15 protein-coding genes and 1 pseudogene are annotated in these 13,229 nt (G+C 71.2%); 4 read left to right on the forward strand and 12 right to left on the reverse strand.

Annotated elements, in window-relative coordinates; all coding sequences use genetic code 11:
* Window positions 1-342 precede the first annotated feature (342 nt).
* On the forward strand, window positions 343-1,041 hold the full coding sequence (locus QA861_RS43750; RefSeq protein WP_334594516.1) for an SCO3374 family protein: 699 nt from the start codon (window positions 343-345) through the stop codon (window positions 1,039-1,041).
* Here the strand turns inward: QA861_RS43750 and QA861_RS43755 are convergent.
* From QA861_RS43755 to QA861_RS43800, 10 genes are all read right to left on the reverse strand, one after another.
* Window positions 1,020-1,355 (reverse strand): histone-like nucleoid-structuring protein Lsr2, encoded by a 336-nt coding sequence (locus QA861_RS43755; RefSeq protein ID WP_006383287.1) that lies wholly within the window; start codon window positions 1,353-1,355, stop codon window positions 1,020-1,022. The two genes, QA861_RS43750 and QA861_RS43755, sit on opposite strands and share 22 nt — an antisense overlap.
* Window positions 1,356-1,580: 225 nt before the next feature.
* Entirely contained in the window at window positions 1,581-2,114 is a 534-nt protein-coding gene (locus tag QA861_RS43760; protein WP_334594517.1) for an amino-acid N-acetyltransferase, read from the reverse strand.
* Between the two features lie 9 nt (window positions 2,115-2,123).
* Window positions 2,124-2,564, reverse strand: a complete 441-nt coding sequence (locus tag QA861_RS43765; RefSeq protein WP_443041695.1) for a BlaI/MecI/CopY family transcriptional regulator — start codon at window positions 2,562-2,564, stop codon at window positions 2,124-2,126.
* Window positions 2,565-2,666: 102 nt separating this feature from the next.
* On the reverse strand, window positions 2,667-2,849 hold the full coding sequence (locus QA861_RS43770) for a hypothetical protein (protein ID WP_006383270.1): 183 nt from the start codon (window positions 2,847-2,849) through the stop codon (window positions 2,667-2,669).
* Window positions 2,850-2,950: 101 nt separating this feature from the next.
* Entirely contained in the window at window positions 2,951-3,592 is a 642-nt protein-coding gene (locus QA861_RS43775; protein ID WP_334595042.1) for a hypothetical protein, read from the reverse strand.
* Between the two features lie 116 nt (window positions 3,593-3,708).
* Entirely contained in the window at window positions 3,709-4,506 is a 798-nt protein-coding gene (locus QA861_RS43780) for a type III pantothenate kinase (RefSeq protein WP_006383273.1), read from the reverse strand.
* An 8-nt stretch (window positions 4,507-4,514) separates the two neighbouring features.
* A complete protein-coding gene (nadC, locus tag QA861_RS43785; protein WP_334594519.1) occupies window positions 4,515-5,501 on the reverse strand; it encodes a carboxylating nicotinate-nucleotide diphosphorylase in 987 nt (328 codons plus the stop codon).
* Window positions 5,502-5,506: 5 nt separating this feature from the next.
* Window positions 5,507-7,258 carry an L-aspartate oxidase gene (locus QA861_RS43790; RefSeq protein WP_334594520.1) on the reverse strand — a complete coding sequence of 584 codons (1,752 nt, stop codon included), beginning with the start codon at window positions 7,256-7,258 and terminating at the stop codon, window positions 5,507-5,509.
* Window positions 7,259-7,446: 188 nt separating this feature from the next.
* Window positions 7,447-8,469 (reverse strand): pantoate--beta-alanine ligase, encoded by a 1,023-nt coding sequence (gene panC / locus QA861_RS43795; protein WP_334594521.1) that lies wholly within the window; start codon window positions 8,467-8,469, stop codon window positions 7,447-7,449.
* The gene (locus QA861_RS43800) at window positions 8,466-9,419 is read right to left on the reverse strand and encodes a Rossmann-like and DUF2520 domain-containing protein (protein WP_334594522.1); all 954 of its coding nucleotides are present in this window, start codon (window positions 9,417-9,419) and stop codon (window positions 8,466-8,468) included. Before QA861_RS43800 ends, panC begins: the two co-directional genes overlap by 4 nt.
* Before the next feature lie 193 nt (window positions 9,420-9,612).
* Here QA861_RS43800 and QA861_RS43805 point away from each other — a divergent pair, with 193 nt between their 5' ends.
* The 3 genes and pseudogenes from QA861_RS43805 (at window position 9,613) to QA861_RS43815 (ending at window position 11,331) form a co-directional block, all read left to right on the forward strand.
* Window positions 9,613-10,791: a threonine aldolase family protein gene (locus tag QA861_RS43805; protein WP_334594523.1), complete on the forward strand. Its 1,179-nt coding sequence runs from the start codon at window positions 9,613-9,615 to the stop codon at window positions 10,789-10,791.
* Window positions 10,792-10,847: 56 nt separating this feature from the next.
* Window positions 10,848-11,149 (forward strand): annotated as a pseudogene (locus QA861_RS43810) (DUF5937 family protein).
* Entirely contained in the window at window positions 11,044-11,331 is a 288-nt protein-coding gene (locus QA861_RS43815; RefSeq protein ID WP_334594524.1) for a DUF5937 family protein, read from the forward strand. Before QA861_RS43810 ends, QA861_RS43815 begins: the two are co-directional and overlap by 106 nt.
* Here QA861_RS43815 and QA861_RS43820 read toward each other — a convergent pair.
* Together QA861_RS43820 and QA861_RS43825 are read right to left on the reverse strand one after the other, a co-directional pair.
* A complete protein-coding gene (locus QA861_RS43820; RefSeq protein WP_334594525.1) occupies window positions 11,289-11,963 on the reverse strand; it encodes a response regulator transcription factor in 675 nt (224 codons plus the stop codon). The genes QA861_RS43815 and QA861_RS43820 overlap by 43 nt on opposite strands.
* Window positions 11,964-12,022: 59 nt before the next feature.
* Window positions 12,023-13,225 (reverse strand): sensor histidine kinase, encoded by a 1,203-nt coding sequence (locus QA861_RS43825; RefSeq protein WP_334594526.1) that lies wholly within the window; start codon window positions 13,223-13,225, stop codon window positions 12,023-12,025.
* Between the last annotated feature and the right edge of the window lie 4 nt (window positions 13,226-13,229).

Below are 13,229 nucleotides of genomic sequence, written 5' to 3' on the forward strand. Positions count from 1 at the left end.
CCGACACCGGACCGAGAACCAACACAGCCTCCTGACCCCGTACGCCGACATATGCTCCAACCCGATCGTGCGAGACGATGTTCCCGCAGGCCAGGCAGTTACCCTCACTATCAGTACGCCGATGGCGAACGTGAGACGGCCTTTTCTGCGCGTCGCCCCCTCCCACTAGGGATGTCTTACCCGTACGGACTGACACTCCATGCCGGATGCACGGGTTCCCTCCGCTACGGGCGAACAACCTTGCGCCGCCGAACTGCTCTGCGCGTCCCCGGAATCGCCACTCTGTGCGCCCACGGAGACACCCAGCGTAACTCGCGGCCTCTCCTGGCGGTTGGCTTTGGCATGGCGCCCTCGGTTCCCCTTCCTCGTCGTCCTCTTGATACGGACGACACCACGCGTGATCTCACGCGCGGCACCAGCAGTGGCGACACGGGTGATGTCCGTCGTTGGTACGAGAACGAACTGGGGTGGGCGACAGTGCCCGGTTCCGGCGGTCCCGGTGGTACCGGGCTTCCGCTGCTGCTGGCCGTGGGCCCGTGCTTCGACGTGCTGGACGTGCCGGCGGAAGCGGGCTTCGCGGCGCTGCGCCACCGGGGGCAGACGCGGGCGCCGGTCTCCCCGGTGGCCCTGCGCGGGGAGCGGATGCTGCTGCTGGTGGCCCCGGGCAGCGCGGACGAGTTGCCGGGGCTGCTGGACTGGCTGGAGTGGGGCGGGCTCACACCGGAGCTGAAGGCGATCGGCGCGGGCGGCCGTATCGAGGCGCCCCGGCCACCCGGGCTCCCCACGCTGCCCGGCCTGACCGCACTGCCGGGGCTCGCCGAAACGGGCGATTCCCCGGGCCCCGCAAATCCGCAGGGGGCCGCTGTCTGGCTGCGACCCCCTGAAACAGGATGCGGGACCGGAATCCCGCTGCCGAGGATGTCGGCCCTGGGGGGCGTCGGAGGCGCCCCCGATCTCGTACGGCTGGTGGACACGTTGGCGACGCAATGCCATCGCATCCGACTGCGGCGCGCGTGCGCTCAGCCGTTGGCCTTCTCGTAAGCCTCACGAATGGACGCGGGAACACGGCCACGGTCATTGACCTCGTAACCGTTCTCCTTCGCCCAAGCACGGATCTGCGCGGTGTCCTGGCTGCCGCCGGTAGCGACGCGCACCTTTCCACGCCCACCCGAAGCACGGCCTCCAGTACGACGACCGCCCTTGACGTAGGCGTCGAGGAGACCGCGAAGCTTGTCGGCATTGGCAGTCGTGAGGTCGATCTCGTACGTCTTGCCGTCCAACGCGAACGTCACGGTCTCGTCGGCCTCGCCGCCGTCGAGGTCGTCGACAAGAAGGACCTGAACCTTCTGTGCCACCGGATTTCCTTTCATCGATAACTCGGGAGCCGGCCTGCGGCATGCGCCGCCGATTCGCGTCCCCTGTTATATGCAGTACTGCAGTACATCGGAAAGCAAACCGCTTTTGCGTGAAAAACACAAACCCCCGGGAGAGACCGACCGTCCCACCATGGACCGGAAACGTGCGCGTTTCGGACATAGGGAACCCGGGCAGGGCGGCTCACAGAATTGCCCGATGCCCGATCACAGATGCAGAAGCATCCGGCTGTTGCCCAAGGTGTTCGGTTTCACTCGTTCGAGACCGAGGAACTCCGCGACGCCCTCGTCATAGGAACGCATCAGCTCGGCGTAGACATCGGTGTCAACCGGTGTCTCACCGATCTCCACGAAGCCGTGCTTCCCGAAGAAGTCCACTTCAAAGGTCAGACAGAAAACGCGACGAACACCGAGCCAGCGGGCGGTCTGCAGCAACTTCTCCAGCAACTGATGCCCGACACCGGAACCTCTGAGGTCGGGGTTCACGGCAAGAGTGCGGACTTCGGCAAGGTCTTCCCACATGACGTGGAGTGCGCCGCAGCCCACGACCTCACCGTTGTCGTCGCGTTCCGCGACCCAGAACTCCTGGATGTCCTCGTAAAGTGTCACCGTCGCTTTGTCGAGCAGGATACGGCCACGGACGAACGAGTCAAGGAGTCCGCGTACGGCCTGGACATCGCTGGTCCTGGCCCGCCGGACGGTGATGGCTTTCGCGGTGACTTCGGGACGGATCGCTGACATGAGCGGACGCTATCGCCCGGTGGGGTCCTGGACCGAGGCGGGGTTCTCGTAGGCGGTATGTTCCGCGGCTTCCGCCTGTTGCGTCTGTTCCGGCTGTTCGGGCTCTCGGGGCTGTTCGACCTGTTCCGGCCCTTCGACGATGCGAACGGCATCCCTGAGGGCGAGCCGCTGTTCTTCGCTCATCATGCCGAAGAAGGCGACGAGAGCGGCGGCGGGGTTGTCACTCTGCGACCACGCGTCGTTCATCAGCGCGGCCGCGTAGGCGGCACGGGTGGAGACCGCCTCATATCGATAGGCCCGGCCTTCCGCCTCGCGACGGACCCAGCCCTTCTGATGGAGATTGTCCAAAACGGTCATCACCGTGGTGTAGGCGATGGACCGTTCCTGCCGAAGATCTTCCAGGACTTCTCGAACGGTGACCGGGCGGTTCCACTTCCACACCCGCGTCATGACCGCGTCTTCGAGTTCTCCCAATGGGCGAGGCACAACTCAGCACACTAGTGGGAGAAACGGTGAATAGCGCGAAGGACGTGCGCTTTCACCGTCAAACACCTACGAAACGGGGCGATCCTGTCCTGCCTGCCGGGTCTGCTCGGCCCGGGCGAGGGTGGCGTCGACGACGGCGTCCTCCTTGGCCTTGTTGGCACCGCCCTGACTCTTCACCATCGTCACGATCACAGCGATGAAGAGCACGGCCATCACTACGGGGGGCACGAGCGCGGAGACGTAGTCCATGGGGACCAGAGTAGCCAGGGCCGACGAAAGGCCCGGGCGGGGGGCCCGGGCCTTTCGGTGAGCGCGGCTCTGTTCGGCCGTCTGTGCCTTCCCTGCTCTGTTCAGCCCGCCGCGAGTTGCTGTGGGGGATGCGCGGGAGGCGTCGGCTTGCGGCGCGGGAAGACCTCGCCCGGGGTGGGGACGGGACGGCCGGGCCTGGGGGCGTCGGGCGCGGGCCTCGGCGCCGGTGCGGGGCGTTCCTGGGGCTGCTTCTCCGCGGGCCGCTCGGCGGGCTTCCTGGCGGGCTCCTGGGCGGCGAGACCGCCGGGCAGGGCCAGGAGACGGGTACGGGAGGCGGGCACCTTGGGTGCGACCGGCGCGCGGTCGGCCGTTCTGGCGCCCAGCCTGGCCCGTACGTCCCGCTCCGCGTGTCGCATACAGCGTTCCAGGAGGGCGGCGGCGACCGGGTTCCCCCGCAGGGCCCGGAGGGCGGCGAGGTCGTCCGGGTCCGGCCGGTACCCGGCACCCAGCGCCTCCTCAAGGAGCGTGAGGTATCCGGCGGCGGTTCCGGGCAGGGCGGCGCGGTAGCGGGCGAGGTCGGCCACGAGGAAGGCCCGCAGCCTGATCCCCTCGTGCGCCGCCTCGTCGACGGACTCGGCGAGCCTGAGACAGTCCTGGACGTCCTCTGCGGAGGCGGGGCCGGGGTGGAGGGCGAGGGCGAGGGCGCGACGGAGCACACGCAGCTCCTCCGCACCGAACGCCATGCCGCCGCGAGATCCGAATGGCGTGGGCATGCGGCGACGATACGCGCTAATCAGACAAATTCGACATCGGGGGAGGGCGTGGCGCCGGGAGCCACCCAGGTGGACCTGCGCCGTGGTCACATACGGGACACGTTCCGCTCGTAGACCAGCCGCAGCCCGATCAGCGTCAGCCACGGTTCGTGCTCGTCGATCACCGACGCCTCGCCCAGCACCATCGGCGCCAGACCGCCCGTGGCGATCACCGTCACGTCGTCCGGGTCCTCGGCCAGCTCCTTCGCCATCCGGGTCACCACACCGTCCACCTGACCGGCGAACCCGTAGATGATGCCCGCCTGCATCGCCTCGACCGTGTTCTTGCCGATCACCGCCCGGGGCCGTGCCACCTCGATCTTCCGGAGCTGAGCCCCCCGCACCCCGAGCGCCTCGACCGAGATCTCGATCCCGGGCGCGATCACCCCGCCGACGTACTCCCCGCGCGCGGACACCGCGTCGAACGTGGTCGCCGTACCGAAGTCGACGACGATCGCGGGGCCCCCGTAGAGCTCGACGGCGGCGACCGCGTTGATGATGCGGTCCGCGCCGACCTCCTTGGGGTTGTCGGTGAGGATCGGTACGCCCGTCTTCACGCCGGGTTCGACCAGCACCGCCGGTACATCGCCGTAGTACCGCCGCGTCACCTCGCGCAGCTCGTGCAGCACCGACGGCACGGTCGCGCAGATGGCGATGCCGTCGATGCCGTCGCCCAGTTCGTCCCCGAGGAGCGGGTGCATGCCCATGAGGCCCTGGAGGAGGACCGCGAGCTCGTCGGCCGTGCGGCGCGCGTCCGTGGAGATGCGCCAGTGCTCGACGATCTCGTCGCCGTCGAAGAGTCCGAGGACGGTGTGGGTGTTTCCCACGTCGATGGTCAGCAGCATGGCCGTACCTACTCCGCCGGTCGCAGGTCGAGACCGATGTCGAGGATCGGCGAGGAGTGGGTGAGGGCGCCGACCGCCAGGTAGTCGACGCCAGTGTCGGCGTATTCCTTGGCGTTCTTCAGGATGAGCCGGCCGGAGACCTCCAGCACGGCGCGGCCGTCGACGACCGAGACGGCCTCGTCGCACTCGCCGGGGGTGAAGTTGTCCAGGAGGATCAGGTCGGCGCCCGCGTCGACGACCTCGCGCAGCTGGTGCAGGGTGTCGACCTCGACCTCGATCGGTACGTCCGGGAAGGCGTCCCGTACGGCCTTGAAGGCCTGGGCGACGCCGCCGGCGGCCACCACGTGGTTGTCCTTGACGAGAGCCGCGTCCGACAGGGACATGCGGTGGTTGACGCCGCCGCCGCAGCGGACCGCGTACTTCTCCAGGGAACGAAGGCCGGGAGTCGTCTTGCGGGTGTCGCGGACCCGCGCCTTGGTGCCCTCCAGGACGTCCGCCCACGCGCGCGTGGCGGTCGCGATACCGGACAGGCGGCACAGGAGGTTGAGGGCGCTGCGCTCGGCCGTCAGGAGGTCACGGGTGCGGGTCGTGACGCTGAGCAGCTTCTGTCCGGCCTCCACGCGGTCGCCGTCCTCGACGTGCCGCTCGACCTCGAACTCGTCGGTGCAGACCACGGAGACGACCGCCTCGGCGATCCGCAGGCCGGCCACGATGCCTCCCTCGCGGGCGGTGAAGTCGGCGGTGGCGCGGGCCTCCTCGGGGATGGTCGCGACGGTCGTCACGTCCACGCCGCCGTCGAGGTCCTCCTGGATGGCGACGTTGGCGATGTCCTCGACCTCGAGGGGGTCGAGGCCGGCGTCGGCGAGGAGGGCGGCGAGCGCGGGGTCGAGGCCGCACTCCAGGTAGACGTCGTCTGCCATGTCGGAGGCAGCGCCACAGGCGCAGCCGTCGCCGCAGCCGCCGCTCTGGGCGAGGGGAAGGTCGGGGGTGCTCACTTCTGTCACTGCTCCTGGGGACGGTGCTCCGGCTGATGATGCCGGGTCGGGGGGAAGTCTGCGGTGTCGGTGGTGTGTACGGCCAGCGTCCGGTCGGGATTCAGCCGTACGACAATGTGGCGGTGCCAGGTCGTGTCGTCGCGCTCGGCGTGGTCCTCGCGCCAGTGGCAGCCTCGGGTCTCCTCGCGGAGCCGGGCGGCGGTGACCAGGACGCGGGCCACGCACAGGAGGTTGGTGGCCTCCCAGGTGTCGACGCCGGGCTCGGCGGTCTTGCCGTTCTCGTCGAGGGCGTCCCGGGCGTCCGTGTGCAGTTGCTGGAGGGCCGCGGCGGCGGTCTCCAGCGAGGCCTCCGAGCGGAGCACGCAGGCGCCCTCGGTCATGATCCGCTGGATCGCGAAGCGGGCCTCGGGCACGAGCAGCGGGTGCGCGGGCTTCTGGGGGTGCGGGACGGGTGCGGGCACGCGCGCGTGGAGGCCGTTTCCGGCGTGGGCCTCGGTGATGTCGGCGACGATGCGCTCGGCGTAGACCAGGCCCTCCAGGAGGGAGTTGGAGGCGAGCCGGTTGGCGCCGTGGACGCCGGTGCAGGCCACCTCTCCGCACGCGTACAGGCCGGGGACGGTCGTGCGGCCCCGGGAGTCGGTGCGGACGCCGCCGGAGGCGTAGTGGGCGGCCGGGGCGACCGGGACGGGCTCCGTGACCGGGTCGATGCCGTGGGCGCGGCAGGAGGCGAGGATCGTCGGGAAGCGGTTCTCCCACATGTGGGCGCCGAAGTGCCGGGCGTCCAGGAACATGTGTTCGGCGCCCTGTTCCTGCATACGGCGCATGATGCCCTTGGCGACGATGTCCCGGGGCGCGAGTTCGCCGAGTTCGTGCTGGCCGGTCATGAAGCGCACGCCGTCCGCGTCGACGAGATGGGCGCCCTCGCCGCGTACCGCCTCGGAGACGAGCGGCTGCTGGCCCTCTGCGTCGGCGCCCAGGAAGAGCACCGTGGGGTGGAACTGGACGAACTCCAGGTCGCTGACCTCGGCGCCCGCGCGCAGGGCGAGGGCGACGCCGTCGCCGGTCGACACGGACGGGTTGGTGGTCGCCGAGAAGACCTGGCCCATGCCGCCGGTGGCGAGGACCACCGCGGGCGCGTGTACGGCTCCCACGCCGTCGTGCTGGCCCTCTCCCATGACGTGCAGGGTCACGCCCGCCGTACGGCCGTCGGCGTCTGTCAGGAGGTCCAGGACGAGCGCGTTCTCGACCGTGCGCATGCCCCGCGCGCGGACCGCCTCGACGAGCGCGCGGGAGATCTCCGCGCCGGTCGCGTCGCCGCCCGCGTGCGCTATCCGGCGGCGGTGGTGGCCGCCCTCGCGGGTCAGTTCCAGTCCTCCTTCGGAGGACTCGTCGAAGTGGGCGCCGGTCTCGATGAGCCGCCGTACGGCGTCGGGTCCCTCCGTGACGAGGATCCGTACGGCCTCCTTGTCGCACAGGCCCGCGCCGGCCACCAGGGTGTCGTCCAGGTGCTGTTCGGGGGTGTCGCCCTCCCCGAGGGCCGCCGCGATGCCGCCCTGGGCCCAGCGGGTGGAGCCGTCGTCGAGGCGGGCCTTGGTGACGACGACCGTCCGCAGGCCCGCCGCGTCGCAGCGCAGGGCCGCGGTGAGCCCGGCGACACCGGAGCCGACGACCACGACGTCCGCGGTGAGGGCCCAGCCGGGGGCGGGGGCGTGCAGCCGTATGCCGGTGGAGGTGCTGGCGCCAGGGCCTGTCGTCACATTCCCGTCGTCCGCCCGGAGGGCGGGCCTGGCGGCGTCAGGTGCGTGCTCTCGGCGTGCCGGGCGCAGGCCCTCGTACTGGTTGTCCGTGGGCGTGCGCCCGGTGCGGCGAGAGTGCGTGCATGGCGTCGACTGGCAGGCAGGAATGCGACGACAGGCCCTAGGGCCGGCGGTGGTGCCTGTGGTGCTCACGAGGCGGCTCCGGGGGTTCCGAAAATGAGAGGGATGTTGTCGATCAGCCGGGTCGTCCCGACCTTGGCCGCGACGGCGAGGACGGCTTCGCCCGTGAAGTCGTCCGGGATCTCGGTGAAGTCGGCGGGGTCGACCAGGGCGAGGTAGTCGAGGACCAGCGGGGGCCGCAGACGGGCCGCGTCGTCCAGCAGGAGGCGGGCGGCGGCCCGGACGGCGGCGGGGCCGCCGCCGGGGACCTTCGCGACGGCGTGCGCGTCGGCGGCGGCGCGGGATTCGCCGATCGCGCTGAGGGCCTGGGCACGCGCGCGCGTGGCGGGCACTTCGCGGGCCCGCGCGCGGAGCGCCTCCTGGGCGGCGTGGCGGTCACTGCCGGCGAACAGGGCCTGGGAGAGCGCCAGCGCCGTACGCCGTTCCTCGGTGGACAGGTAGCGGTTGCGGCTGGACAGGGCCAGGCCGTCGGCCTCGCGGACGGTCGGGACTCCGACGATCTCCACGCCGAAGTTCAGGTCGCGGACCATCCGGCGGATCATCGCGAGCTGCTGGGCGTCCTTCTGCCCGAAGAAGGCCACGTCGGGCCGGGTGAGGTGGAGCAGCTTGCCGACGACGGTGAGTACGCCGTCGAAGTGCCCGGGGCGTGTGGCGCCTTCCAGCCGCTCTCCCATGGGGCCCGCGCTGATGCGGACCTGGGGTTCGCCGCCGGGGTAGACCTCGTCCACGGAGGGGGCGAACACGGCGTCCGCGCCCGCCTGTTCGGCGAGTTCGACGTCGGCGTCGAGGGTGCGCGGGTAGCGGTCGAGGTCCTCGCCCTTGCCGAACTGGAGGGGGTTCACGAAGACGGTGACGGTCACGAAGCCCTCGGGGCCGACATGTTCGCGGGCGGCCCGGATCAGGGTGGCGTGGCCCTCATGGAGGGCGCCCATGGTCATGACGACGGCGTTGTGTCCCGGCACTCCGATATGGCCGTGGGCGTCGGCCAGGCCGTCGGTGTCGGCCAGGATTCCCCAGAAACGGCTGCTCATCGGTCTCCCCCGTCGCTGTCGGTGTTGTCAGGGGTCGCGGGCGAGTCGGTGTTCCCCGCGAGTACCCCGAGGAGGTCCTCGGCCAGTTCCGGCTTGAGCAGCCCGTACGCGAGGGCGCGGTCGGCGGTCGCGCGGGCCATCGCCAGATAGGCGGGGACGCTCTGCGGGGAGTGCTTGCGCAGCTCCGCGACATGTGCGGCGACGGTGCCCGCGTCCCCGCGCGCGACGGGCCCGGTGAGCGCCGCGTCCCCGGAGCGCAGCGCGTTGTCCAGGGCGGCACCCAGCAGCGGGCCGAGCATCCGGTCGGGGGCGTCGACGCCGGCCGTGCGCAGCAGTTCCATGGACTCGGCGACCAGGGTCACCAGGTGGTTCGCGCTCAGGGCGAGGGCCGCGTGGTAGAGCGGGCGGCTCTCCTCGGCGATCCATTCGGGCTCGCCGCCCATCTCGATGACGAGGGCCTCGGCGGCCAGCCGCAGCTCGGGGCGCGCGGTGACCCCGAAGGAGCACCCGGCGAGCCGCTGGACGTCGACGGCGGTGCCGGTGAACGTCATGGCGGGGTGCAGGGCCAGGGGCAGTGCGCCGGCCCGCAGCGCGGGGTCCAGGACCTTCGCGCCGTACCGCCCGGAGGTGTGCACGAGCAGCTGTCCCGGGCGTACGGCGCCGGTCTCGGCGAGTCCCTCCACGAGGCCGGGCAGGGCGTCGTCGGGGACGGTCAGCAGGACCAGGTCGGCGTGCTCCATGACCTGGGCGGGCGACACGACGGGCACGTCCGGGAGCAGCTGCGCGGCTCTGCGGACGGAGGCGTCGGAGACCGCGGAGACGGCCACCGGGCGGTGCCCGGCGAGTCGCAGGGACGCGGCCAGCGCGGGGCCCACGCGTCCGGCGCCGATCACGCCGACGGTGAGCCGGGCGGGGCGGTCCCTGGGGTCTGCCTGTTGGAATGTACTCACTCGACGACGGCCTTCCCGTTCCAGTCCGCTCGGGGTACCGGACGATGTACCGGACGATTTCTCGTCATGTTAACGCGATTGGTCCGACGGGCGTCCGGTTGTCCACAGGCTGTGGGCGCCCGGGCGCCGTCCGTGCGCGGACGCGCGGAAATCCATGTGACCGTCCGGTCCCGCGCGCGGGATGATCCCGGGCATGAGCGATACGGCGGACGAGGGCGGGATACCGGGCGAGGGCTCCGGCGAAGAGCACGGCAAGGGGGCACAACGGCTGCGGCGCCGGGCGGCCCTCCGGGGCGCCGAACGGGTCCTGGCGCGCCCGGGGTTCCTGGGGACGATCGGGCAGCGGCTGGCGCTGCTGGAGGAGGCGCGGGAGTCGTACGACCTGGACGAGACGTCCGACATCTACGGCGGCGGGATCGTCGAGACCCTGGAGAAGCGGGTCGCCGGGCTGCTCGGCAAGGAGGCCGCCGCGTTCTTCCCGACCGGCACGATGGCCCAGCAGGTGGCCCTGCGCTGCTGGGCGGGCCGTACCGGCGACCCGGCCGTGGCGCTGCACGCGCTCGCGCACCCGGAGGTGCACGAGCGGAACGCGTTCAGCACGGTCAGCGCGCTGCGCCCGCTCCGGGTGACGAGCGAGCCGAGGATGCCGACGGCCGACGAGGTCCGCGACTTCGACGAGCCCTTCGGGACGCTGATGCTGGAACTTCCCCTCAGGGACGCCGGTTTCGTGCTGCCCACCTGGGAGGAGCTGTCCGAGGTGGTGGCGGCGGCCCGGGAACGCGACGCGGTGGTGCACTTCGACGGCGCCCGCCTGTGGGAGTCCACCACCCACTTCGGCCGCCCCCTGGACGAGATCGCGGACCTCGCGGACAGCGTCTACGTGTCCCTCTACAAGTCCCTCGACGCATACGGCGGTGCCGTCCTGGCGGGTCCCCGAACCCTCGTCGAGGAGGCGAAGGCATGGCGGCACCGGTACGGCGGCGCGGTCTTCCAGCAGTTCCCGACCGTCCTGTCCGCTCTCGTCGGCCTGGACCGCGAGCTGCCACGCCTCCCGGAGTACGTGTCCCACGCGCGCGTGGTCGCCGCCGCGCTGCGGGAGGGCCTCGCGGCGGCGGGGGTGCCGTGGTCGCGCGTCCACCCGGAGGTGCCGCACACGAACGAGTTCCAGGTATGGCTGCCGTACGACCACGAGGTCGTCGCGGAGGCGGCGATCCGGCAGGGCGAGGAGACGAGGACTGTCCTGTTCGCCAACGAGTGGGCCCGGGGCGGCCCGGGTCTCGCGGTCACCGAGGTGTTCGTCCGTGCGGCCGGCCTGGAGTGGACGGCGCGGGACGTGAAGGCGGCTGTGACGGAGTTCGTGGCGCGTCTGTAGGAGCCCGTGGGGGTCGTCGCGGGGGCGTTGTCAGTGGCGGGGTGCACCATGTGGGCATGAGCGTGCGCATCGACGTGTGCGGGCTGGGGCGGGAGCGGATCGCCGTCGTACCCTCTCCGCCGGCCGAGCCCGGCATGGCGCTGCACGCGCTGCCCGAGCCGGGGCATCACCCCCGGCTGCAGGGTTGGAGACGGGGGTGACCGCAGGGCTCGAACCGCATCCGGCCGACCGGATGTTCGAGGCCGAATTCCTGTGGCGCCCCACGTTCTCGGACCTCTTCCTGCCGTACGCGGGCCCGGGCGCGGGCACGCTCCCCGGGGGACGCTCGGCGCGGAACTCGACCAGCTGGACCGGTTGACGGACGAACAGTTCGTGGACGCCTGCCTGGAGTTCACCTGCGCGCTGCCGTACGACGAGCAGGGCGCCGGGGCGCTCACCGACCCCGGGGCGCGTCGGCGGGCCCTGGATCCGGCGGTCTCTCGCGGGCGAAAGGGCGGTCAGCCGGCTGCCCCGCCGGCCCGCACGAGCCCCGTCTCGTAGGCGAGGACGACCACCTGCACCCGGTCCCGCAGCCCCAGCTTGGTCAGGATGCGGCCCACATGGGTCTTCACGGTCGCCTCCGACAGCACCAGCCGGGCCGCGATCTCGCCGTTCGACAGGCCCTGGGCGACCAGGATCATGACCTCGCGCTCACGGCCGGTGAGCCGTTCCAGCTCCTTGTACTGAGGCTCTTTGCCGGTGCTCGGCAGCATGGGCGCGAAACGGTCGAGGAGCCGCCGGGTCGTCGAGGGGGCCACGACCGCGTCACCGCTGTGCACGGAGCGGATGGCGGTGAGGAGCTCGCCGGGCGGCACGTCCTTGAGCATGAAGCCGGAGGCACCGGCCTTCAGCCCGGAGAAGGCGTACTCGTCGAGGTCGAAGGTGGTCAGGATCAGCACCTTGGGCGGGTTGTCTCCCTGGCAGATGCGCCGGGTGGTCTCCACCCCGTCGAGCTTCGGCATGCGTACGTCCATCAGCACCACGTCGACCTCGGTCTCCCGCAGCACCTGGAGAGCCTCCACGCCGTCGCCCGCCTCCGCCACGACCTCCATGTCCGGCTGGGCGTCGAGCACCATCCGGAACCCGGTGCGCAGCAGCACCTGGTCGTCGACGAGCATCACACGGATGTGCATGGCGGGGTCCTCCGGTCGGTACGTCTCGAACATCAATGCGTCGATCGAACGTGCACGTGTCAATGAGCGGGTTTGAGGGGCAACAGGGCGCTGATGCGAAAGCCGCCGCCCGGGCGCGGACCCGCGTCGAGGGTGCCGCCCACCATGCCGACCCGTTCACGCATACCGATCAGGCCGTGCCCCTGTCCGTCGACGCCGCCCTCCTCGTAGTGCTCGTGCGGGGCGCCCTTGCCGTCGTCCTCGACGAGCAGGCCGAGACCGTCGTCGAAGTAGACCAGACGCACGCTCGCTCCGGTGTTCGGGCCGCCGTGCTTACGGGTGTTGGTGAGCGCCTCCTGCACGATGCGGTACGCCGTCAGCTCCACACCGCTGGGCAGCGGGCGCGGGTTGCCCTCGACCTTGTAGTCGACGGGCAGGCCCGAGGTACGGCACTGCTCGATCAGCTCGTCGAGCTGCTCGACGTCGGGCTGCGGAACGTACTCGCAGCCCTCCTGGTGCTCGCCGGTGCGCAGGACGCCGAGCAGCCGGCGCATCTCGGCGAGGGCCTGGCGGCCGGTCCCGGAGATGGTCTCCAGGGCCTTCTTCGCCTGTTCGGGGGCGGTGTCGAGGACGTAGGCGGCGCCGTCGGCCTGGACCACCATCACGGAGACGTTGTGCGCGACGACGTCGTGCAGCTCGCGGGCGATCCGGGCGCGCTCGGCGGCGACCGCGACCTTGGCCTGCGCCTCACGTTCCCTCTCCAGGCGGGCGGCCCGCTCCTCCAGTTGGGCGAAGTAGGCGCGGCGGGTGCGCAACGAGTCGCCGAGCACCCAGGCGAGGGCGAAGGGAACCGCCAGGAAGACCATCAGGGCGAGATTGCCCGCCGAGCTCGTCCCATGCTCCGGCCAGCGCGCCTGGGCCAGCGGGGACGCGCACAGACCGCCGATCAGCGCGAACCGTGAGGCCCAGCGGGGTCCGCTCACCGCCACGGTGTAGACGATCACCAGCAGGGCGAAGTCGGCGGGCAGGATCTGGACGTCCATGGCCAGCTGCACCACCCCGACGGCGGCGGCCAGCACGAGCATCCGCTCGGGCATACGCCGGCGCAGGGCGATCACCAGGCCCAGCAGGAGGGTCAGAACACCGGTCACCGCCGGGGACCCGGCACCCGGAGTGTCGTTCTTGACGGCTCCGCTCAGCATGGAGATCCCGAACAGGAAGACGGCCCAGAAGCCGTCGACCCAGGTCGGGTGTCTGCGGAGGAAGTCATAGACGCGTTGCACGTAA

Source organism: Streptomyces sp. B21-083, assembly GCF_036898825.1.
In the GTDB taxonomy this organism is placed as follows: Bacteria; Actinomycetota; Actinomycetes; order Streptomycetales; family Streptomycetaceae; genus Streptomyces.